Origin of the sequence: Shewanella sp. BJSY2023SW005, from assembly GCF_047314585.1 — a bacterium.
Taxonomy (GTDB): domain Bacteria; phylum Pseudomonadota; class Gammaproteobacteria; order Enterobacterales; family Shewanellaceae; genus Shewanella; species Shewanella algae.
The window spans coordinates 84,884-107,766 of record NZ_JBKORJ010000025.1 but is presented as its reverse complement, the minus strand read 5'-3'; the positions used below and the strand labels follow the sequence as shown (position 1 = coordinate 107,766).

General features: G+C 52.7%; 19 protein-coding genes and 2 tRNA genes. 19 read left to right on the top strand and 2 right to left on the bottom strand.

Annotation, left to right across the window (positions count from 1 at the left end):
- Positions 1 to 73: 73 nt before the first annotated feature.
- The 3 genes from ACMHXI_RS07680 to secF all read left to right on the top strand — a co-directional run bounded on the left by ACMHXI_RS07680 (position 74) and on the right by secF (position 3,495).
- Positions 74 to 640 carry a hypothetical protein gene (locus tag ACMHXI_RS07680; RefSeq protein WP_208146494.1) on the top strand — a complete coding sequence of 189 codons (567 nt, stop codon included), beginning with the start codon at positions 74 to 76 and terminating at the stop codon, positions 638 to 640.
- 118 nt (positions 641 to 758) lie between these two features.
- On the top strand, positions 759 to 2,594 hold the full coding sequence (gene secD / locus ACMHXI_RS07675) for a protein translocase subunit SecD (RefSeq protein WP_413734585.1): 1,836 nt from the start codon (positions 759 to 761) through the stop codon (positions 2,592 to 2,594).
- 4 nt (positions 2,595 to 2,598) lie between these two features.
- Positions 2,599 to 3,495 (top strand): protein translocase subunit SecF, encoded by an 897-nt coding sequence (secF, locus tag ACMHXI_RS07670; protein ID WP_373561489.1) that lies wholly within the window; start codon positions 2,599 to 2,601, stop codon positions 3,493 to 3,495.
- 115 nt (positions 3,496 to 3,610) lie between these two features.
- Here secF and yhbY read toward each other — a convergent pair whose 3' ends face one another.
- Positions 3,611 to 3,910 (bottom strand): ribosome assembly RNA-binding protein YhbY, encoded by a 300-nt coding sequence (yhbY, locus tag ACMHXI_RS07665; protein WP_025009926.1) that lies wholly within the window; start codon positions 3,908 to 3,910, stop codon positions 3,611 to 3,613.
- Positions 3,911 to 4,000: 90 nt separating this feature from the next.
- Here yhbY and rlmE point away from each other — a divergent pair, with 90 nt between their 5' ends.
- The 14 genes from rlmE (at position 4,001) to rpsO (ending at position 17,179) form a co-directional block, all read left to right on the top strand.
- Positions 4,001 to 4,630, top strand: coding sequence for a 23S rRNA (uridine(2552)-2'-O)-methyltransferase RlmE (gene rlmE / locus ACMHXI_RS07660; protein ID WP_044733925.1), 630 nt, complete (start codon positions 4,001 to 4,003; stop codon positions 4,628 to 4,630).
- A 44-nt stretch (positions 4,631 to 4,674) separates the two neighbouring features.
- On the top strand, positions 4,675 to 6,639 hold the full coding sequence (ftsH, locus tag ACMHXI_RS07655) for an ATP-dependent zinc metalloprotease FtsH (protein ID WP_101059014.1): 1,965 nt from the start codon (positions 4,675 to 4,677) through the stop codon (positions 6,637 to 6,639).
- Between the two features lie 113 nt (positions 6,640 to 6,752).
- Positions 6,753 to 7,589, top strand: coding sequence for a dihydropteroate synthase (gene folP, locus ACMHXI_RS07650; RefSeq protein WP_115389100.1), 837 nt, complete (start codon positions 6,753 to 6,755; stop codon positions 7,587 to 7,589).
- Positions 7,590 to 7,687: 98 nt separating this feature from the next.
- Complete coding sequence (gene glmM / locus ACMHXI_RS07645) at positions 7,688 to 9,025, top strand: phosphoglucosamine mutase (protein ID WP_107005623.1); 1,338 nt, start codon at positions 7,688 to 7,690, stop codon at positions 9,023 to 9,025.
- Between the two features lie 182 nt (positions 9,026 to 9,207).
- Entirely contained in the window at positions 9,208 to 9,990 is a 783-nt protein-coding gene (tpiA, locus tag ACMHXI_RS07640) for a triose-phosphate isomerase (protein WP_045283644.1), read from the top strand.
- 1 nt (position 9,991) lies between these two features.
- Positions 9,992 to 10,297 carry a preprotein translocase subunit SecG gene (gene secG, locus ACMHXI_RS07635; protein WP_025009932.1) on the top strand — a complete coding sequence of 102 codons (306 nt, stop codon included), beginning with the start codon at positions 9,992 to 9,994 and terminating at the stop codon, positions 10,295 to 10,297.
- Positions 10,298 to 10,307: 10 nt separating this feature from the next.
- A tRNA-Leu gene (locus tag ACMHXI_RS07630) sits at positions 10,308 to 10,394 on the top strand.
- 81 nt (positions 10,395 to 10,475) lie between these two features.
- Positions 10,476 to 10,552 (top strand) — tRNA-Met (locus ACMHXI_RS07625).
- A 174-nt stretch (positions 10,553 to 10,726) separates the two neighbouring features.
- Positions 10,727 to 11,182, top strand: coding sequence for a ribosome maturation factor RimP (gene rimP, locus ACMHXI_RS07620; RefSeq protein ID WP_025887922.1), 456 nt, complete (start codon positions 10,727 to 10,729; stop codon positions 11,180 to 11,182).
- 27 nt (positions 11,183 to 11,209) lie between these two features.
- Positions 11,210 to 12,709: a transcription termination factor NusA gene (gene nusA / locus ACMHXI_RS07615; protein WP_028780659.1), complete on the top strand. Its 1,500-nt coding sequence runs from the start codon at positions 11,210 to 11,212 to the stop codon at positions 12,707 to 12,709.
- A 24-nt stretch (positions 12,710 to 12,733) separates the two neighbouring features.
- Positions 12,734 to 15,391: a translation initiation factor IF-2 gene (gene infB / locus ACMHXI_RS07610; RefSeq protein WP_025887923.1), complete on the top strand. Its 2,658-nt coding sequence runs from the start codon at positions 12,734 to 12,736 to the stop codon at positions 15,389 to 15,391.
- A 57-nt stretch (positions 15,392 to 15,448) separates the two neighbouring features.
- Positions 15,449 to 15,862 carry a 30S ribosome-binding factor RbfA gene (rbfA, locus tag ACMHXI_RS07605; RefSeq protein WP_413734580.1) on the top strand — a complete coding sequence of 138 codons (414 nt, stop codon included), beginning with the start codon at positions 15,449 to 15,451 and terminating at the stop codon, positions 15,860 to 15,862.
- Positions 15,862 to 16,809, top strand: a complete 948-nt coding sequence (gene truB, locus ACMHXI_RS07600; protein WP_208142581.1) for a tRNA pseudouridine(55) synthase TruB — start codon at positions 15,862 to 15,864, stop codon at positions 16,807 to 16,809. Before rbfA ends, truB begins: the two co-directional genes overlap by 1 nt.
- A 100-nt stretch (positions 16,810 to 16,909) precedes the next feature.
- Positions 16,910 to 17,179: a 30S ribosomal protein S15 gene (gene rpsO / locus ACMHXI_RS07595; RefSeq protein ID WP_025009936.1), complete on the top strand. Its 270-nt coding sequence runs from the start codon at positions 16,910 to 16,912 to the stop codon at positions 17,177 to 17,179.
- A 195-nt stretch (positions 17,180 to 17,374) separates the two neighbouring features.
- On the opposite strand, the gene ACMHXI_RS07590 is transcribed toward rpsO, so the two are convergent.
- A complete protein-coding gene (locus tag ACMHXI_RS07590) occupies positions 17,375 to 19,429 on the bottom strand; it encodes an EAL domain-containing protein (RefSeq protein WP_044733930.1) in 2,055 nt (684 codons plus the stop codon).
- Between the two features lie 200 nt (positions 19,430 to 19,629).
- On the opposite strand from ACMHXI_RS07590, the gene pnp reads away from it, so the two are divergent.
- Entirely contained in the window at positions 19,630 to 21,732 is a 2,103-nt protein-coding gene (gene pnp / locus ACMHXI_RS07585) for a polyribonucleotide nucleotidyltransferase (protein ID WP_025009937.1), read from the top strand.
- A gap of 153 nt (positions 21,733 to 21,885) precedes the next feature.
- On the top strand, positions 21,886 to 22,785 hold the full coding sequence (gene nlpI, locus ACMHXI_RS07580) for a lipoprotein NlpI (protein ID WP_028780654.1): 900 nt from the start codon (positions 21,886 to 21,888) through the stop codon (positions 22,783 to 22,785).
- The last annotated feature ends 98 nt before the right edge of the window (positions 22,786 to 22,883 follow it).

Genomic DNA, 22,883 nt, shown 5'->3' with positions numbered 1-22,883 from the left:
TGTGCAAGATGGACAAAGTTTAATTTGCCCGTCAGGGCTTGAAAGACTAGCATCCGCCCAAATAACCCTGTTTATGGATAACACCTTGCTGAGAATCATGCGCCTCTTTACCCTGCTGATCGCCATAGGTCTGCTGGGCAATGTGTATTCCGGGATTGCCTCTGATGCAACCTGGAAGGCGTTTGAGCAAGCCTTACCCGAGCTCAGTCAGCAAGATGCAGGCAAAGAGCCGTCTTCTGCAGTGTTGTCAGCGTCTCTTGGTCAAGAGCCCCAATCCCAGGAGGCCCTGCATCATAAGCTTGGCAAGCATGATGCTGCCGACAGAGAAAAGGTGGATGGCAAGGTTTCCCTGTCTCACTTATCCAAGTTGCTGCGCTCCGAGCAGGGCGACCAACTCTATTCGGCGCCCGGAGCCTGCCAGCGCTGCCTCAGCACGGCCGCTCCGCATGATGTGGCCGAGCCACCCTATGAATTGGCGTTTGAAATCGCTATGCCACCGGCGCCTGTGCTCAGCATAGGTTTTGCCGAGCAATTGCCTATTGAGCAGTATTGGACCTTAAAGCACCCAGGAGCCGGTTTGCGCCTTGGGGGCTGGAAAGACGCCAATCTCCGCTATCGCTTCAGTCAGCAAGCCGCCTGACGCTCTCTACCGGGCTTTCTGTCCGGGTTTCACTTCATCTGTTGTCAGTCACTCCCTCATTGGATGGCTGCGACTGTGATATGTGGCTTAAGCCACGAGTCGAAAAGAGAGCATAAATATGATAACTGACTCATTATTAAAGAGTAATGGCCGCGGGCGCCAGCCTAAAAAACTGCTTAATCACTACAGCGCCTGGAAATATCTGGTACTGGTAGTCACCCTGGTGGTGATGGCGCTGAGCGCCTTGCCGACTTGGTATGGTGAAGATGCCGCGGTGCAAATATCCCCCAAGGCCGGACTGGACTTATCTCCGACCCAGATAGTTTCTGAACTGGCCAAGGCCGATATTCAAGTCAAGCGCCTGGACAGCAAAGATCAGCAAACCCTGATTATTCTCAATGACGAAGGCCAACAGACTTTGGCCAAATCCTTGCTGGCCGGTCGTGCCAAAGATCCCGCTGAACTCACTCTGGCTTTGAGCCCGGCGGCGCCCGAGTGGTTGCTCGGCATGGGGTTTGAACCCATTAAGTTGGGGCTGGACCTTCGTGGCGGGGTGCAATTCTTGTTGGATGTGGATATTACCCCTGTGTATCAAACCCAGGGAAGTTCACTGGCCGATGCCCTGCGTGCCTTTGCCAGAGAGCAAGGGATCCGAGGCTTGAGTGTGCGTCAGGGCGCTGAAGAGCAACTGACAGTGGTTATGCCAGAGGCGGCTCGCGCCGAGGTGCGGCAGTTTATGGCCAGGCAATACCCACTCTGGCAGGTGAGCGGCAATAACAGTCAGCTCAAGGCGGCGCTGACTGAGGCTGAGAAAATCAACCTGCGTAACCTGACAGTGCAGCAAAACCTGCAGATCATGCGTACCCGTATCGAAGAGTTGGGGATCACCGAAGCGCTGGTGCAGCGTCAGGGCGAGAGTCGCATCCGTATCGAGCTGCCCGGTGTTCAAGACCCGGCTGCCGCCAAGAGCGTGATAGGGGCAACTGCGACTCTGGCCTTCTATGAAGCCAAGGACAGTGCCACCGGCGCCATGTTGATTAAGGACAAGTCCGGCAATCCTGTACCCGTGGCGCGCAAACCTGTGCTGACCGGCGAGCATATTGTCGATGCCCGTGCCGGCATAGGTGAAATGGGTACTGCCGAGGTCAATATTACCCTGGACAGTGAAGGCGGCCGCCGTATGACCGACTTCTCCCGAGGCCATATCGGCAAACCTATGGCCACGGCATACAGTGAGTACAGCCGCGATGCCAACGGCAAGGCAGTACAAAGCAATGAAATTATCAGTGTCGCCACCATTCAGTCTGTGCTGCCGGAGCGTTTTCGGATAACCGGCGCCGGTAGTTATCAGGATGCGCAGCAACTGGCTCTTTTGCTGCGGGCCGGTTCTATGACTGCGCCTGTCACCATAGTTGAAGAGCGCACCATAGGCCCGACGCTGGGAGCAGAGAATATTCACAATGGCTTTGCCGCCCTGGCGCTCGGCATGGGGATCACCCTGGTGTTTATGGCGCTTTGGTATCGCAGGCTTGGCTGGGTCGCCAACCTGGCGTTGCTGGCTAACATGGTGTTGCTGTTTGGCTTGCTGGCTTTGATCCCAGGTGCGGTACTGACTCTCCCCGGGATTGCCGGTTTGGTGCTGACAGTGGGAATGGCGGTGGATACCAATGTGCTGATTTTCGAGCGGATCCGCGACAAGCTTCGTGAGGGGAGGGCATTGGCGCACGCCATTGACAAGGGCTTTGACAGCGCCTTCTCCACCATTTTCGATGCCAACTTCACCACTATGATCACTGCTGTAGTGCTCTACGCCATAGGTAATGGTCCTATTCAGGGGTTTGCGCTGACGCTGGGGCTGGGGTTGTTGACCAGTATGTTCACCGGGATTTTTGCCTCAAGGGCGATTATCAATCTGGTTTATGGTAAGAACTTCAGCCGCGATGTGAGGGTTTAATATTATGATTAATATGAAAAATGCAACCAAGTGGCGTTATTTCAGCAGCGCGATTTCCGTGTTTTTGATGATAGTGTCCATCAGTGTGATTGCCGTCAAGGGGCTCAACTGGGGGCTGGATTTTACCGGCGGCGTGGTCAGTGAAATACGTATCGACAGCTCAATCAGCTCCAAATCGCTGCAACCTGTGTTGCAGCAGGCCTATGGCCAGGAAGTCAGCCTGATTGCTGCCGGTGAGCCGGGACGCTGGGTGCTGCGTTATGCAGCGCCAAGTGCCGGGCAAACCATGCCCGAACTGCCGGAGGTACTGGCGGGTATGAACACTCATGTTGAAGTGCTCAATACCAGCATAGTCGGGCCTCAGGTCGGCCAGGAGTTGGCCGAGCAGGGCGGCTTGGCTTTGCTGGTGGCAATGCTGTGTATTCTGGGGTATCTCTCTTACCGCTTTGAGTGGCGTCTGGCATCCGGTGCGGTATTTGCTCTGGTGCATGATGTTATCTTTGTGCTGGCTTTTTTCGCCGCCACTCAGATGGAGTTCAACCTGACGGTGCTGGCGGCTGTGTTGGCCATTTTGGGATATTCGCTCAACGATTCCATCATTATTGCCGACAGGATCCGCGAATTGCTGGCTGCCAAACCCAAGTTGGCGGTAAAAGACATCAATAACCAGGCGATTGCGGCCACTTTTGCCCGAACCATGGTGACATCCGGTACTACCCTGATGACTATTTCAGCACTGTGGATCATGGGCGGAGGCCCCTTGGAAGGATTTTCCATCGCCATGTTTATCGGGGTGTTGACCGGTACTTTCTCATCTATATCGGTTGGTACTTCACTGCCGGAATGGCTGGGACTGTCCAGTGAGCATTATCGGGTGACGCCTGTGACCCAGACACCCTGATTGAAACCTATCAATTAATACTGATTTAATCCGCCGGCGCCACAATGTGTGCGCCGATGGGATTATGGCAACAAAAAAGCCACCGGTTAAGGTGGCTTTTTTGTGGGGAAAGGGCTTATCTGGCCTTGGGCAGAGCGATTTTCATCTCTTCGGATTGACGGAAGAGCACCAAAACATGGCCGATCAGCTGCACCTTGGTTGCCTGGGTTTCACGGACAATGGCATCAACGATAGCGGCTTTCAGTTCTCTGTCTTCAGAGGCGACTTTAACTTTAATCAGCTCATGGTGAGAGAGCGCATTATCAATTTCAGCCAGTACCCCTTCAGTCAGGCCATTGGCACCAAGCAGCACTACCGGCTTGAGGCTGTGTGCCAGGCCCTTGAGATGCTGTTTCTGTTTGGTTGTTAAGTTCATTTCTACCAACTTTTGCTGAGTTACTGTTGAAAAGCCGCTATTCTACCCTCATATAGCCCTTGTGTAACTCTCATTTGTTGCGGATTTTGAATGTCAGGTAAGAAACGTACGGCCAGTTCCACCCGTTGGATGCAGGAACACTTTGATGATCACTATGTCAAATTGGCACAAAAACGGGGGCTGCGTTCGCGGGCCGCGTTCAAGTTAGAGGAGCTGCAACAAAAAGATCAGCTGATTAAACCCGGGATGACAGTGGTCGACCTGGGGGCGGCTCCCGGAGGTTGGTCTCAGGTGGCGGCCAAGTTGGTCGGTGAAAGAGGTAAAGTGGTTGCCTGTGATATTTTACCGATGGACCCAATCGTTGGTGTCGATTTCCTTCAAGGAGACTTCCGTGAGGAAAAAGTCCTTGAGGCCTTGCTGACCCGGGTTGGGGAAGATAAGGTTGACTTGGTGCTCTCGGATATGGCGCCCAATATGAGTGGTTCAGATGGTGTGGATCAGCCCAGAGCCATGTATTTAGTGGAGTTGGCGTTGGATATGTGTCATCAGGTGTTGGCAGCCAATGGTAGTTTTGCTGTTAAAGTCTTTCAGGGGGAGGGCTTTGACGAGTATATGAAAGCAGTCAGACAAGCGTTCAAGACTGTAAAAACCCGTAAGCCGGATTCCTCCAGGCCACGTTCTCGCGAGGTCTATCTGGTAGCGACAGGGTACAAGTTGTAGTACCCTGATTGAAGTAAATCTCAAGACTTTGTGAGGTTCAGTAATTGAGTGACATGGCAAAAAATTTGATTCTCTGGGTGGTCATCGCCGTGGTGCTGATGTCCGTGTTCCAGGGTTACTCCCCCTCTTCTTCGTCAGCGCAGAAGATGGATTATTCGACTTTCCTGGACGATGTTCGTAGCGGCCAAGTCAGTAACGTTGAAGTGAAAAGCGACCAACGTACGATTGAAGGCGTCAAAAAGTCCGGTGAAAAGTTCACCACCATTATGCCCTTGTATGACCAGGATCTGATCAATGACCTGGATCGTAAAGGCATCCGCATGAAAGGGCAGGAAGCCGAAGAGTCAGGTTTCCTGACACAGATCTTTATCTCCTGGTTCCCCATGTTGCTGCTTATTGGGGTGTGGATCTTCTTTATGCGACAGATGCAGGGCGGTGGCGGTAAAGGCGCCATGTCCTTTGGCAAGAGTAAAGCCAAGCTGATGAGCGAAGATCAGATTAAGACCACCTTTGCCGATGTGGCCGGTTGTGACGAGGCCAAGGAAGAGGTGAAGGAGATGGTGGATTATCTGCGTGATCCCACCAAATTCCAGAAACTCGGTGGCCGTATTCCTACCGGTGTCTTGATGGTTGGTCCTCCAGGTACAGGTAAAACCTTGCTTGCCAAGGCGATTGCCGGTGAAGCCAAGGTGCCTTTCTTTACCATCTCAGGTTCTGACTTTGTGGAAATGTTTGTCGGTGTCGGTGCCTCCCGGGTACGTGACATGTTCGAGCAGGCCAAAAAGTCGGCTCCATGCATCATCTTTATCGATGAAATCGATGCCGTGGGCCGTCAGCGCGGTGCCGGGCTCGGTGGTGGTCACGACGAGCGTGAGCAAACATTGAACCAGATGCTGGTGGAAATGGATGGCTTTGAAGGTAATGAAGGTATTATCGTTATTGCCGCAACCAACCGCCCAGACGTATTGGATGCCGCGCTGCTGCGTCCCGGCCGTTTCGACCGCCAGGTTGTAGTGGGGCTGCCGGATGTTCGTGGCCGTGAGCAAATTCTTAAAGTGCACATGCGTAAAGTGCCTTTGGGTGACGATGTTAAAGCCAGTGTGATTGCCCGTGGTACGCCTGGGTTCTCAGGTGCGGATCTTGCCAACCTGGTTAACGAGGCTGCACTGTTTGCCGCCCGCGGTAATCGCCGTGTGGTGACCATGGAAGAGTTTGAGAGTGCCAAAGACAAGATCATGATGGGTGCCGAGCGCCGCTCCATGGTGATGTCTGAGTCCGAGAAAGAGATGACGGCTTACCACGAAGCCGGTCACGCGATTGTGGGCTATCTGGTGCCTGAGCACGACCCTGTGCATAAGGTAACCATTATCCCTCGAGGCCGGGCCTTGGGTGTGACCTTCTTCCTGCCGGAAGCCGATGCCATCAGTGAGAGCCGCCAGAAGCTGGAGAGTAAGATCTCTGTGGCCTACGGTGGTCGACTGGCCGAAGAGATTATCTTTGGCACTGAAAAAGTCTCTACCGGTGCATCTCAGGACATTAAATATGCTACGGCCATTGCCCGTAACATGGTGACCCAGTGGGGCTTCTCCGAGAAACTCGGTCCGCTGCTGTATGCAGAGGAAGAGGGTGAAGTATTCCTGGGCCGCTCCATGGCCAAGTCCAAGCATATGTCTGATGAGACTGCGGCCATCATAGACTCTGAAATCAAGGCCATCATTGACCGCAACTACCAGCGTGCCAAGCAACTGCTGGATGAGAATATGGACGTTCTGCACGCGATGAAAGATGCGTTGATGAAGTATGAGACCATAGACTCGCGCCAGATAGAGGACCTGATGGAGCGCCGCGAAGTGCGTCCTCCGGTCGATTGGCAGCTGGACGACAATGGCTCTTCCAATGGCAATAATGGCAGTAAAGGTGCCAAGCCAGAAGAGGCTGAAGTTGAAGAGCATGAGCCGAGTGATACTACTGCAGATTTGGGCAAACCCGGCGAGAGCCCGCTGAAATAAGCCTACTCTGAGGTAAAAGAAAACCCCGTAAGGGGTTTTCTTGTTTCTGCCTAAAGGCACAATAATAAATCCAATAAAGATGTTCTCGCGCTTGACGCGTAAGGGAGTAAAGAGTGTTTGAATTGAAGTCCGGTGCTCACCAACTATTACTCGATGAGCCCAAGGTAATGGGGATCCTCAATGTAACCCCGGATTCGTTTTCCGATGGCGGCCGTTTTTCTTCCTTTGAACTGGCCTGCCGTCACGCCGACCAAATGGTGGCCGATGGCGCCGTGTTTATTGATATCGGCGGCGAGTCCACCCGGCCCGGGGCTGCCGATGTCAGCGTCGATGAGGAGCGTTCCCGGGTTGTTCCCCTGGTGGAGTATATTGTCGCCAAGTATCCCCAGATCTGGATCTCTTTGGATACCAGTAAAGCCGAAGTGATGCGCGCCGGTATCAATGCCGGCGCTCACCTTATCAATGATGTGCGGGCCTTGCAGGAGCCCGGCGCCCTGCAAGCCGCTGCTGAACTGCAGGTGCCTGTGTGCCTGATGCATATGCAGGGGCAACCCAGAACCATGCAGAATGCGCCCCACTATGAGGATCTGCTTGCCGAGGTGAATGACTTCTTTGCCAAGCGCATTGAGGCCTGTATTGATGCGGGGATCGCCAGAGAGGCAATATTGCTGGATCCGGGTTTTGGATTTGGCAAGACGCTGGAACACAATTATCATCTGCTGGCTCATTTGCAGGAGCTGGCAAAATTTGATCTGCCTTTACTTATCGGACTGTCGCGAAAGAGTATGATAGGAAATCTGCTTGAGCGCAGTGTCGACAACAGATTGGCAGGTAGCCTGGCAGGCGCCATGTTGGCAGCTCAGCGGGGCGCACATATTATTCGGGTACATGATGTCGCAGAGACCAGCGATGTACTCAAGGTCATGGCAGCAACCAAGCAGTTTGGATAAAGACAGCGCCGTGACTTCATAGGTTTCAGGCCGGTGGGTCAGCCGGTATTAGGTTTACAGTATATAGAATAACCATTCAAAGATGGTTCTCAATAGGAGTGAGCGTGAGAAAGTTTTTTGGTACGGACGGGATCCGCGGCAAGGTTGGAGCGGGCAAGATGACTCCGGAGCTGGCACTTAAGCTTGGCTGGGCTGCTGGTAGGGTCTTGTCCCGCAGTGGTACCCGTAAAGTGATTATAGGCAAAGATACCCGGATCTCAGGTTATCTGTTCGAGTCGGCGTTGGAAGCCGGCTTGTCTGCCGCCGGACTCAATGTGATGTTAATGGGGCCCATGCCGACGCCGGCCGTCGCCTACCTGACCCGAACATTCCGCGCCGAGGCGGGGGTCGTTATCAGTGCATCTCACAATCCCTACTATGATAACGGTATTAAGTTTTTCTCCACAGATGGCAGCAAGCTGGATGACGAACTGGAACTGGAGATAGAAGCCGAGCTGGAAAAACCTCTAGTTTGTGTCGAGTCGCACCTGCTGGGGAAAGTCTCCCGCATCGATGATGCCGCCGGTCGTTATATCGAATATTGCAAAGGTAACTTCCCGGCGGACCAAACCCTCGCCGGGCTCAAGATAGTGGTGGATTGTGCTCATGGCGCTACCTATCACATCGCCCCCAATGTGTTCCGCGAACTGGGCGCCGAGGTAGTGACCATAGGGGATAAGCCCAATGGCATCAACATCAATGATCAGGTTGGTGCGACCTCCATGGCCAAGATTTGTGAGACCGTGGTCAGCGAAGGCGCCGATCTGGGTATCGCGCTCGATGGCGACGGCGACCGTATCATGATGGTCAATCGACAAGGTGAAGTGATAGACGGCGATCAGATCCTCTATATTCTTGCCTGCGACGCCCAAAAGCGCGGCATTCTCAAAGGCGGGGTTGTCGGTACCTTGATGTCCAATCTTGGACTCGAATTGGCGCTCAAGCAGCTCAATATCCCCTTTGCCCGTTCCAAAGTTGGCGACCGCTATGTAATGGAACTGCTGAAAGAGAAAGATTGGCGTATAGGGGGGGAGAACTCAGGCCATATCCTCAATCTGGATCATGGCACTACGGGTGATGGTATAGTGGCAGGTATTCTGGTGCTGGCGGCAATGCGCCGTCACAACGCCTCGCTGGAAGAGTTGACTGAATCTATGAAGATGTTGCCTCAGGTCCTTATTAATGTTCGCTTTGAAGGCAACTCAGATCCGCTGGCATCACAACTGGTGAAAGACGCTCAGGCTCAGGTTGAGTCGCAACTTGGTGAGCGCGGCCGGGTACTGCTGCGTAAATCCGGTACTGAGCCTTTGATCCGGGTGATGGTGGAAGGGGACGATGAAACCCAGGTGCGCGCCCATGCCGAAACCATAGCCACCGCAGTCAAACAAGCGGTTTAAACTGGCCTTTTTTAGCTTAATCAAAGTAAAATTAATGACTTAAGCTGGAATTGTGAGCGATTTACTGAGTGCGAGCGCAAAAAGTAGCCGAACACACAGTAAATCGCAAAAATTCCGTAATCAGGTATTGTAAGTTAATAAGTGGTTCGCTATTATTCACGCCGCTTTCAGAGGAGATGGTGATGGCACTCAGACGTCCAATGGTAGCAGGCAACTGGAAAATGAATGGCAGCGCGCAGTTAGCGCAAGAGTTGTTCAAGAAGTTTGCCACCAAGCTACATAATGATTCTGTTGAAGTGGTTTTATGCCCACCAGCAATTTACCTGGAAAGCGTAAGGCAACTGCTCGAAACTAACAAGGAAACCCTGAATGGTTCTCTGGTTAGAATGGGGGCTCAAAACCTGAGTCAGCACGATTTTGGTGCCTACACAGGTGAAACCTCAGGGCGGATGCTGAAAGATGCCGGCTGTCGTTATGTGATAATCGGTCACTCGGAACGCCGTCGTATGTACGGTGAGACGAGTAATATAGTGGCAGAGAAATTTGCCGCAGCTCAAAAGCACGGTTTGACCCCGATACTTTGTGTCGGTGAATCGGGCCCGGCTCGTGAAGCAAGACGTACCTTCGAGGTGCTTGCCGAGGAGTTGGATGTGGTAATCGAAAAGAACGGTACCATGGCTTTTGATAATGCGATCATCGCCTATGAACCCCTTTGGGCTGTAGGGACAGGAAAGAGCGCAACACCGGAGCAGGCACAAGAAGTTCACGCGTTTATACGCAATCGCCTCTCTGAAGTGTCCCCTTATATTGGGGAAAACATCAGGATCTTGTACGGCGGCAGTGTCACACCGAGTAATGCTGCAGATTTATTCGCCCAACCTGATGTGGATGGTGGACTGATAGGCGGTGCTAGCTTAAACTCTACCGAATTCTTGAGTTTATGTACGATAGCAATGAGCGCTTAATATGAAAGAAGTACTGATGGTTATTTACTTGTTGGTAGCTTTGGGTCTGGTTGGACTCATCCTTATCCAGCAAGGCAAAGGGGCTGACATGGGCGCATCTTTTGGTGCCGGTGCTTCAGGAACCCTGTTCGGTTCAGCAGGTTCAGGTAACTTTCTGACCCGTACAACGGCGATTCTCGCTATCGCGTTTTTCACTCTCAGCCTGGTTATCGGCAACATGAGTGCACATCACGTGAAGCAGGAAACCAACATTATGGGGCCTGACGTAGAACAGACCCAACAGTCTGAGACCAAAATTCCAGACTAATACCGAATATGCCGAGGTGGTGAAATTGGTAGACGCGCAGCCTTGAGGTGGCTGTGACCTAACGGTCGTGCGGGTTCAAGTCCCGCTCTCGGCACCAATCTTTAACTGAGAAATGGAAGTGAAATTTCCCTCAGTTATTGCAAGTAAAAGCTGAAATCAGTAAACTTGCAGCAGTTGACGCGGGGTGGAGCAGCTTGGTAGCTCGTCGGGCTCATAACCCGAAGGTCGTCGGTTCAAATCCGGCCCCCGCAACCAGCTCCCAGTGATGAATTGCGCTACTCTACAATTCATCCTGTTTACAGGTTCTTGAAGATAATGACCTCGTGATTACGGGGTTTTTTGTTATCTGGGACTTTTAAATTTGCTGCCTTTTACGGCAGCTCAATACTGGGGCTATTAATAGCCCTTTTTTGTTTTTCGGGGGTTACCTTGGCAACATTAGAATCCAGACTCACAGAAATGCTTACTCCAGCAGTGGAAGGCTTAGGCTACCAGCTCTGGGGTATTGAATTTGTTAAGGCCGGCAAGCATTCAACCTTGCGGCTATTTATTGACAGTGAGAACGGCATTAATATTGAAGACTGTGCCAATGCCAGTCGTCAGGCGAGCGCCATTCTGGATGTCGAGGACCCTATCACTTCCGAATACACTCTGGAAGTCTCCTCTCCCGGTCTCGACAGGCCGCTGTTCACCTCTGAGCAATATGGTATGTACCTTGGAGAGGAAGCAAAGATTCAACTGACTATGCCGGTAGCGGGTAGTCGTAACTTAAAAGGTACCATCACTAAGGTGGAAGGGCAGATGCTCACTCTGACAGTGGATGGAAAAGACTTGATTATTGCCTTGGATAACATCCGTAAAGGCAACCTGATCGCTAAGTTTTGATGGTTTCAAGGTGAACGAGGCAAGACGATGAATAAAGATATTTTGCTGGTCGCTGAAGCGGTTTCCAACGAAAAGGCTGTACCGCGCGAAAAGATTTTCGAGGCGCTCGAAATTGCGCTGGCTACCGCAACCAAGAAAAAGTATGAAGGCGATATCGATGTTCGTGTTGCCATAGATCGCAAAACCGGCGACTACGAGACTTTTCGCCGCTGGTTGGTGGTTGATGATAACGGTGAAGCGTTGGAAAACCCTTACCGTGAAATCACTCTGGAAGCGGCTCGTTATGAGAACCCGGAGATCCAGCCTGGCGAGTTCATTGAGGATGAAATTGATTCGGTACAATTTGACCGTATCACCACTCAAACCGCCAAGCAGGTGATAGTACAGAAAGTCCGTGAAGCCGAGCGCGCCCAAATCGTCGAGCAGTTTATCGACAAAGAAGGTGATTTGGTTACCGGTGTGGTCAAAAAGAGCAACCGCGACAGCGTAGTGGTTGACCTCGGCAACAACGCCGATGGCGTGCTGTTCAAAGAAGATCTGATCTCCCGTGAGACTTTCCGTCCGGGTGACCGGGTACGTTCTCTGTTGTATGCAGTGCGTCCCGAGGCCCGTGGTGCTCAGTTGTTCCTGACTCGCACCAAGCCAGAGATGCTGATCGAACTGTTCCGTGTTGAAGTACCGGAAATTGCCGATGAGATGATCGAAGTGATGGGCGCCGCCCGTGACCCAGGTTCACGGGCCAAGATCGCCGTGAAATCAAACGATCGTCGTATCGACCCTATCGGTGCCTGCGTAGGTATGCGTGGAGCCCGGGTACAGGCCGTATCCAATGAGCTCGGTGGTGAGCGTGTTGACATAGTGCTTTGGGACGATAACCCGGCACAATTTGTTATCAACGCCATGGCACCGGCCGATGTGGCCTCAATTATTGTTGACGAAGATAACCACTCAATGGATATCGCCGTCGAAGCCGATAGTCTGGCACAAGCTATCGGCCGCAATGGTCAAAACGTTCGTTTGGCGACACAGCTGACCGGCTGGGTACTGAACGTGATGACAGTGGAAGACATGAACAAGAAACATCAGGCCGAAAGCGCCAAAGTGATGGAGCTGTTCATGGGTGCGTTGGATGTGGACGAAGATTTCGCCCAGGTGCTGGCCGACGAAGGATTCACCTCTCTGGAAGAGGTGGCTTATGTTCCTGTTTCCGAGCTGTTGGCCATCGAAGGATTTGATGAAGACATAGTTGCCGCATTGCGTGAGCGCGCCAAGGCTGCCTTGTCTACCCGTGCACTGGCATCCGAAGAAGCACTGGATGGTGCCGAACCGAGTGAAGAGTTGTTGTCCATGCCTGGAATGGAGCGCCACCTGGCCTACGTTCTGGCAAGCATGGGTGTGATAACTCTGGAAGATTTAGCCGAGCAAGGCATTGACGATTTGATCGAAATTGAAGAATTGACAGAAGAAAAAGCAGGTGAGCTCATCATGGCAGCCCGCAACATCTGTTGGTTTGGCGAAGAAGCATAGTCGATCAACAGGGGGATTTAACTGATGGCAGAGACAACAGTAGAGAAACTGTCCACTGAAGTGGGAAAAAGCGTAGAGCGATTGATCGAGCAGTTTTCCAAGGCCGGTATCAAGAAAGGCAAGAATGACAGTGTCACCGAGGCCGAGAAACAGCAACTGCTGGACTACCTGAAAAAGCAACATGGTGCGGACAGTGCGCCCACCAAGATGACATTACAGCGTAAAACCGTATCGACTCTGAGTGTCGCCGGCAGCGGTGGCCAGTCCAAAGACGTCAAAGTCGAAGTTCGCAAGAAGCGCACCTTTGTGAAGCGTGACCCGGCCGAATTGGCCCGTCAGGCGGAAGAGCAGGCCCGCGCAGAAGCCGAAGCCAAAGCTCAGGCGGAAGCCGAAGCGAAAGCCAAGGCAGAAGCTGAAGCCAAGGCCAAGGTAGAAGCCGAAGCGAAAGCTAAGGCGGAAGCTGAAGCTAAAGCCAAGGCTAAAGCGGCTCAGGATGCCGGCAAAGCCAAGGAAGAGGTTAAGGCCGATCCCAAGACCAGCGCCGAGCAGGAAGCTGCCCGTGTTGAAGCCGAGCGTTTGAAAGCGGCTCAGGCTGAAGCTGTTAAGCGCAAGGCCGATGAAGAAGCCGCCCGTGCGGCAGCTGAAGCCCGTCGCCTGGCTGAAGAGAATGAAAAGCGCTGGGCCGAAGAAGAGCGTCAGCGTCTTGAAGCCGAGAAGCGCAGCGATCACCATATCACTACCTCTAAAGTGGCCCGTGCCGCCGAAGATACCAGCGATATGGATGAGGAGAAGCGTGGTCGTCGTTCACGTCACAAGAGTGCCGGTAAGAAACGTACCAAGGACTCCCGTGACGGTCGCGAGCGCAACATCCGTAACCGTGCGCCTCAATCCATGAACCATGGCTTCAACAAGCCGGTTGCCGCGGTAAACCGCGATGTACGCATAGGTGAAACCATTACTGTGGCCGAGTTGGCCCAGAAGATGGCCATCAAAGCCACTGAAATCATCAAGACCATGATGAAGATGGGCTCTATGGTGACCATCAACCAGGTACTGGATCAGGAAACTGCCCAACTGGTTGCCGAGGAGATGGGCCATAAGGTTGTGCTTATCCGTGAAAACGAGCTGGAGCATCAAGTTCTGGCCGACCGTGACGGTGAAGATGTCAAACTGGAGCCTCGTGCGCCGGTTGTGACGATCATGGGTCACGTTGACCACGGTAAGACCTCGCTGCTTGACTATATCCGTCGCACCAAGGTTGCGGCCGGTGAGGCCGGTGGTATTACCCAGCATATCGGTGCCTACCATGTAGAAACCGACAACGGCATGATCACCTTCCTGGATACTCCAGGCCACGCCGCGTTTACCGCTATGCGTGCCCGTGGTGCCAAGGCCACTGATATTGTGGTTCTGGTTGTGGCTGCCGATGACGGCGTAATGCCTCAGACCATTGAAGCTATCCAGCATGCCAAGGCCGGTGGTGTACCGCTGATCGTGGCAGTGAACAAGATGGATAAGCCCGAAGCCGATATCGACCGCGTCAAGAGCGAACTGTCCCAGCACGGCGTGATGTCGGAAGAGTGGGGCGGTGACAACATGTTTGTGTTCGTATCTGCCAAGACAGGTATGGGCGTGGACGAGCTGCTGGAAGGTATCTTGCTGCAAGCCGAGATCCTCGAGCTCAAAGCCGTACGTGACGGCATGGCCGCCGGTGTGGTTGTTGAGTCTCAGCTGGATAAGGGCCGTGGTCCTGTTGCTACCGTCCTGGTTCAGGAAGGTACTCTGCGTCAGGGCGATATCGTTCTGTGTGGTCTGGAGTACGGTAAGATCCGTGCCATGAAGGATGAAAACGGTAAGAGCATCACTGAAGCCGGTCCGTCGATTCCGGTTGAGATCCTGGGTCTGTCCGGGGTGCCTTCTGCCGGTGACGAAGCGACAGTTGTTCGTGACGAGCGTAAGGCCCGTGAAGTCGCCCTGTATCGTCAGGGTAAGTTCCGCGATATCAAGCTGGCGCGTCAGCAGAAGTCCAAGCTGGAAAACATGTTTGCCAACATGACCGAAGGCGAAGTGAAAGAGCTGAATATCGTGCTCAAGTCCGACGTACAGGGTTCTTTGGAAGCCATCGTCGACTCGCTGACCCGTCTGTCTACCGAAGAAGTGAAAGTGAACATCATCGCCAGTGGCGTGGGTGCACTGACCGAGACAGATGCGACTCTGGCAGCGGCGTCCAACGCCATCATGGTGGGCTTCAACGTCCGTGCTGACGCTCAGGCCCGTAAGACCATCGAAAGTGAGAGTGTGGATCTGCGTTACTACAGCGTAATCTATGACCTCATCGACGAAGTCAAATCGGCCATGAGCGGTATGCTTTCTCCTGAATTCAAGCAGGAGATCATTGGTCTGGCTGAAGTGCGTGATGTGTTCAAGTCGCCTAAACTGGGTGCAATCGCCGGTTGTATGGTGACCGAAGGTATCGTTAAGCGCAGTGCACCTATCCGGGTTCTGCGTGAGAACGTGGTTATCTATGAAGGTGAGCTCGAGTCTCTGCGTCGCTTTAAAGATGACGTTAGCGAAGTTCGCAATGGCATGGAATGTGGTATCGGCGTGAAGAACTACAATGATGTTCGCGTAGGCGACCAGATTGAGGTGTTCGAAACCGTCGAGGTTGCCCGTACCCTGTAACGACAACATCGAAAAGGGCGGCTGAGGCCGCCCTTGTTGATTTTGGGGAAGAATACTATGGCAAAAGAATTTAGTCGTACCCGGCGTATCGCCCAGCAACTGCAACAGGAGCTGGCGCAGGTACTGCAGCGTGATATGAAAGATCCTCGTGTAGGCATGGTCACTGTCAATGACGTGGAAGTCTCACGGGATCTGAGTTATGCAAAGGTGTTTGTCACCTTCTTTGAAGAAGACTCTGTCAAGGTCGACGAAAAGCTGGCTGCACTCAACAAGGCAGCGCCTTATGCCCGCACCTTGGTTGCCGGCAGAATGAAACTCAGGGTGATGCCTGAACTGAGATTTGTCTATGACAAGTCTCTGGTCGAGGGGATGAGAATGTCCAACCTGGTGACCGAGGTCATCAATCAGGACAAGGCCAAACAGCAGACCTTTGGCACCGAGTCTCAAGACAAGGATGAGGAAAACAACTGATGGCGCGTCGTCCCAAAGGCCGTTTGGTCGATGGTATCGTCCTGTTGGATAAAGACACTGGCATGAGTTCCAACTTTGCCCTGCAAAGGGTAAAGCGGATCTACAACGCCGCCAAGGCCGGCCATACCGGCGCGTTGGATCCTCTGGCGACAGGTATGCTGCCCATCTGTCTTGGCGAAGCCACCAAGTTTTCCCAGCACCTGTTGGATGCCGATAAACGCTATCTGGTGACAGCTAAGCTTGGAGAGCGCACTGATACCAGCGATTCTGACGGTGAAGTGGTACAAACCCGGCCGGTTGAGTTTTCCATGACTCAACTGGAAGATGCACTGGAGCATTTTCGCGGCGATAGCATGCAGGTGCCTTCCATGTACTCGGCGCTCAAGTATCAGGGCCAACCCTTGTACAAGTACGCCCGGGAAGGCAAGGAAGTGCCCCGCGAAGCCAGGCCTATTCATGTCTACGAGCTCAAGTTCATCTCTTTGGAGAATGACGAGCTGACGCTGGATATTCACTGCTCCAAGGGCACTTACATTCGCACTATCGTAGATGACTTGGGCGAAATGCTTGGCTGCGGCGCACATGTGATCATGCTGCGCCGCACTCAGGTGGCGGGTTATCCCTATGAGCGCATGGTTAGTCTGGCACAGCTTGAAGCCTTGCTGGAACAGGCCATGACCGAAGAGCGGGTGCCTTCCGAGCTGTTGGATCCTTTGCTGCTTCCCATGGACACTGCGGTTGCTGACCTTCCCGAGTGCAATGTTCCCGATGCCATGGCCGGATATCTGCTCAACGGTAACCCGGTGCGGGTCGCCAAGCTGGAAGCCGATACCCTGGTGCGGATCACCTTGGGTGAAAGCAAGCGCTTTATCGGTGTTGGTATGATGAATGACGATGGTTTGTTGGCTCCCAAGCGTTTGGTAGTGTTGCCTGAGGCAAAAAGCTGAGCTTGACTTGCGATCTACAGCCCTTGAGGTTATTATGTCGCGCCCTTGGCTGAGTTAGTGATCGGCTGGGGAAACTATCAAGACTATTTTGGAGAGACACATGTCACTAAGTACTGAAGCGAAAGCGAAAATCCTGGCTGAATTCGGCCGTGGCGAAAACGACACTGGTTCTACTGAAGTTCAGGTTGCACTGTTGACTGCTCAGATCAACCACCTGCAAGACCACTTCAAAGAGCACACTCACGATCACCACTCACGTCGTGGTCTGCTGCGTATGGTTAGCTCTCGTCGTAAGCTGCTGGCTTACCTGAAGCGTACCGACGTTGCTCGTTATACCGCTCTGATCCAGAAGCTGGGTCTGCGTCGCTAATCGCGAACTGTACCAAAAGAAGAGGAGGCCCAGGCCTCCTTTTTTTGTATCTGCAATTTGGGGCAAGCTTATTGAAATCATGCCCTTTTCTGTGCGCTTTCGTCCTAACCTGTCTTTAAAAATTCTGCCCAGGCATTCTCTTTGAGCACGGGCTTTTCAGAGTGAGTGAATGCAGCGAAGCTTATCGGCTCAAGCTCAGCTTAGTTGGCCATCCAGCTCCAGGATCCTGGCGTTATTCGGGATGATGTACTTGGCCTCAAACTCTTCCAGTGACAGCGGCTGACTGAAATAGAAGCCTTGACCTATGGCGCAGTGATTTTGCTTCAGCCACTCAAGTTGCTGCTCGTTCTCTATGCCTTCGGCGACAATTTTCAGATCCAGTTGCCGTCCCAACATCAAAATAGTGGAAGCTATTGCGCTCTCATGGGGCAGATCGGTCACGAAACAGCGGTCAATCTTCATGGTGGTGATTGGCAAGTGTCTCAGATAGGAAAGGGATGAGTAACCTGTACCGAAGTCATCGACGGCAATACCGAACCCTGCGGATTTAAGTTGCTCCAGCTTGCTGATTGCCAACTCAATATCATTCATCAGCGAGGTCTCGGTGATCTCCACTTCCAGCAATTCAGGCTTTATCTGATAGCGCAGCGCCATCTGTTTGATATCCGGTACCAGGCTGGCGTCAGCAAACTGCTGTGAGGCAACGTTGACGGCGATAGGGGTGCTGAAGTTATAGCGTTTTTGCCAGCGGCGCAGCACCCGGCAGCTTTGTTCTATGACCCAGCGGCCGATAGGGATGATGATCCCGGTTTCTTCCGCCACGGGAATAAACGACATGGGGCTTATCAGGCGGCCGTCTTTTTGCCAGCGGATCAGCGCCTCACATCCCATCAACTCGCCGGTCTCTATATTGACCTTAGGCTGAAAGTGCAACAGGAATTCGTTGTTACGGATGGCATCGTGTAGGGAGGCTTCGGTTCGCAGTCTCACCGCCGCTCGCTCTGTCATCTGTTGCTTGAAGAAAGCCCATTGGTTGGAACCGGCGGCCTTGGCACTGTACATGGCGATATCGGCATGACGAATAAGGTCTTCGGCGCTCAGACCATCTTCGGGGTAGATGGAGATACCTATGGAAGCGGCCGGGTGAATGGCATGTTCGTTGAGCTGCACCGGAGTATTGAGCTGGACCAGCAACTTGTCGACAAAGTCGGCGGCCTGGGTCGGTGATTGGATTTCATCGGCCAGGATCACAAACTCATCGCCGCCGAGACGGGCCACTGTGCCCTTGTCACCGACCACCCGCTCCAAAATACGGGCGATTCTTGCCAGAAACTGATCACCCACCGCATGACCCAAGGAATCGTTGACGTTTTTGAACCTATCGAGGTCGATAAACAGCAGACTGAAGTTACGTCTGTGCACCCTGGCGCGTTGAATGGTGACGGCTATGGTTTCAAGTAGCAAGGTACGGTTGGGCAGGCCGGTGAGTGGATCCCGGGTCGCCATTTTACGCAGCTTGCTTTGGGTCTGGCTGAACTGTTTGAGGATCTGGTTGAACTTGGAGGTAACCAGCCCCAACTCATCATCTTTGTGGTTGGCCGATACCGGCAGCATGTTTTCATCCGGTGATTCCGGGTCAATTTTGTCTATCGCCTCGCTGATACGGGCGATAGGCTGAGTCAGAAAACGGTGAAACACTATGGACAGCACCAGAGTCAGAAACAATGCCCTGGCCAGGGTGGCGGCAAAACTGAACTGCAACTGGCTGATAAGGCTTTGGGTCAGCTCTCGGGTATCATAATTGATAGTGAGCGTGCCTATCAGTTGCTCTTTTTGCGCACCTTCAAAATAAAAGGGCCGTTGCAGTGGCCTTGATATCTGCTTGAGATCGCCAAACAGTTTGAGACTGATATCCCCGAAAGTATCTGAGGGCTCCGGGCGGCTGCTGCCGAGATTCACGAATAGAGAGTTGTCGTCCAGAGTGATCTTGGCCGAACCGACATGGTCTACTTTCATCACCCCTTCAAGGGTTTGCCGGGCCAGATTATCATCCAGCGCCCAGACAGCATTGGCGGCAGGCTGCTCCACAGAATCGAGCAACTCCTGCTGGCTGCTGATCAAGGACTGCCTTTCTGTAGTCACCACAATCAAAATTTCGATGATAAAAATGGCAACGGCAAAGAATAGCGCAGTGAAAACCACCAGATTGGTTTGCTTCCAGGTGAGTGATTTGAACCTGGCAGTATTCATCTGCCTCTTCCTGCTTTGTAGTCGAATTCTATATTCAAGGCTAGTCCAAATTGGTAGCAATGCAGCAACTTGTGGTTGATATAGTCCACTTTAGAAAAAAGAAGCGCCTTTGTCATCATCTGGCACTCTTTATCTATTCAAGATGTTTGCAGTATACTTACGCGCGAAATTCAAGGTTATTAAATTAAGGAATGGGTCAAGTGAATCCTATTGTAAAAAGTTTTGAGTATGGTCAACACACAGTCACTCTGGAAACAGGGGTTATTGCACGCCAAGCCGATGCAGCCGTTCTGGCCAGCATGGGCGATACTACAGTTCTGGTGACTGTGGTTGGCAAGAAAGAAGCAGACCCAAGCCGTGACTTCTTCCCGCTGACTGTTAACTATCAGGAAAAGACTTACGCAGCCGGTAAGATCCCTGGTGGTTTCTTCAAGCGTGAAGGTCGACCATCCGAAGATGAAACACTGATCGCCCGCCTGATTGACCGTCCTATCCGTCCACTGTTCCCTGACGGCTTCACTAACGAAGTCCAAGTGATCATCACTGTGGTTTCTGTTGATCCACAGATCGAGCCAGACATTGTGGCCATGATAGGTACCTCTGCTGCTTTGGCTATTTCCGGTATTCCATTCAATGGTCCTCTGGGGGCGGCACGTGTCGGTTACATCAATGGCGAGTACGTGCTGAATCCTGGTGCAGAATTGCGTGAAAACAGCCAGCTGGATCTGGTTGTTGCCGGTACTCAGAGCGCCGTGCTCATGGTGGAGTCTGAAGCCAAGGCCCTGCCTGAAGAAGTGATGCTGGGCGCCGTGGTATACGGTCACGAGCAGCAGCAGGTGGTGGTTAATGCCATCAATGAACTCAAGGCCGAAGCCGGTAAGCCTGCTTGGGACTGGACAGCTCCTGTTGCCAACGAAGAGCTGGTTGCCAAGGTTAAGGCGCTGGCCGAAGAAGGTCTTACCGCCGCTTACCAGATCATCGCCAAGCATGAGCGTCGCGATGCGGTAGTTGAAGTCAAGAAAGCCGCTATCGAAAAGCTGCTCGAGGAAAACCCTGAGCTGGATCAGCGTGAGCTGGACGGCCTGCTGGGTAGCCTGGAGAAGAAAGTGGTTCGTAGCCGCATCATCAAAGGTATGCCTCGTATCGATGGTCGTGAGCCTGATATGGTGCGTGCCCTGTCTGTGATGGCCGGCGTGCTGCCACGTACTCACGGTAGCGCCCTGTTTACCCGTGGTGAAACTCAGGCTCTGGTGACCTGTACTCTGGGTACCGAGCGTGATGCGCAGAAGATTGACTCCATCATGGGCGAGCGTACCAACCGCTTCATGCTGCACTATAACTTCCCTCCATACTCTGTCGGTGAAACCGGCATGGTGGGTTCACCCAAGCGTCGTGAAATCGGTCACGGTAAGCTGGCATGGCGTGGTATCAACGCAGTAATGCCTTCTGCCGAAGAATTCCCATATAGCGTGCGCGTAGTATCTGAAATCACTGAATCCAACGGCTCCAGCTCTATGGCGTCTGTGTGTGGTACTTCTCTGGCGCTGATGGATGCCGGTGTACCTATCAAGACTTCTGTTGCCGGTATCGCCATGGGTCTGGTGAAAGAAGGTGATGACTTCGTTGTACTGTCTGACATTCTGGGCGATGAAGATCACCTGGGTGATATGGACTTTAAAGTGGCCGGTACCCGTGATGGTGTAACCGCACTGCAGATGGATATCAAGATTGAAGGTATCACCAAGGAGATCATGGAAATTGCGCTGCAGCAAGCCTATGGTGCCCGTGTGCATATCCTCAATGTAATGGATCAGGCCATTGGCTCTGCCCGTGACGATATCTCCGACCATGCTCCACGTATCACTACCATCAAGATCAACCCTGAGAAGATCCGTGAAGTGATAGGTAAGGGTGGTGCAACTATCCGTGCACTGACCGAAGAGACAGGTACCACTATCGAGTTGGAAGACGACGGCACTGTGAAGATTGCTTCAAACAATGCCGATGCCACCAAGGAAGCTATCCGCCGCATCGAAGAGATCACCTCTGAAGTGGAAGTGGGTCGTATCTACAAGGGTAAAGTTATCCGCATCGTTGACTTCGGTGCCTTCGTTAACATACTGCCTGGTAAAGATGGCCTAGTACACATCTCTCAAATCGCTGAAGAGCGTGTGGCCAACGTATCCGACTACCTGCAACTGAACCAGGAAGTTACCGTTAAGGTAATGGAAGTGGATCGTCAGGGCCGTGTACGCCTGTCTATCAAGGAAGCACAACAAGCCGCTCCAGAAGCAGCCGAGTAAGCTTTCATAGCATGAGAAAAGGAGACCTTGGGGTCTCCTTTTTTATTGCCACCACTTAAATTATCTTGGATTTGCCACTGCGGCTTGATAGCGTAGGCACTGCTGTATTGCTATGATTGAGCCTGCATTGGGATATGACAAAGGAAGGATTGGATGAGTTTTAATCTGCGCGCCGCTGTGTTTTCTGTACTGGCCGGAGCCAGTTTGCTGACTTCGGGATGCGCTTCCCTGCCGGCGTCTGAAGCCAACAGTGAATTGTTGGTTGCCCCCGTCTTGCCGGACTATAAGTTGGAAGTCACTCTGGCAAAACTCAACGAAATCCTGGCCAGAGCAGAGCTGACCACAGAGCAACGCGCCCGTTTTCATTATGATCGCGGCGTTATATACGACAGCGTGGGCTTGAGGATCCTCGGACGTATCGATTTCCATCAGGCGCTGAAATTGCAACCGGATTTGGCCGATGCCTATAACTTCCTCGGTATCTATTACACCCAGGAAGGTGAGTTTGAAAGTGCCTACGAGGCGTTTGATGCGGTTCTTGAGTTATCGCCTGAATATGATTATGCCTTTCTCAATCGCGGAATTGCCCTCTACTATGGCGATCGCAAAGAGCTTGCTGCCAAAGACATGGAAAGCTTTTACCTTAAGGATGAAAGCGATGGTTACCGGGCGCTGTGGCTATATCTGACCGAATATGAGCTCTCTCCCCAGGAAGCGCTGGCAAGGCTGCAGTTCAACCGCACCCGTCTGGATGACAATGCCTGGGCGACTGTGCTGGTCGACTATTATCTGGGCGCGGTTGATGAGTCCCAGGTGTTTGCCATGGCCAAGAGTGGCCTGACTCACCCCAAAGAATATGCCGAGCGCTTGTGTGAAGCCTATTTCTATTTGGCCAAGGTGGCGACCGAGCAAGGCCATAAGGATAAGGCGGCCGATTATCTGCGCCTGGCGCTGGCTACCAATATCTATGATTTTGTCGAGCACAGATATGCCAGAATGGAACTGGCATTGCTGGAGCAAACGCCGCAACCTGTACAACAGACAGCTAACTGATCTGCCTTTATCTGACAATCAAAGGCCTTGCCTAGCCAAGGCCTGAGTGAGGCGCTATAATTTGCGCCTTTTTCAAGCGTCATAAGTGTACGGAAGAA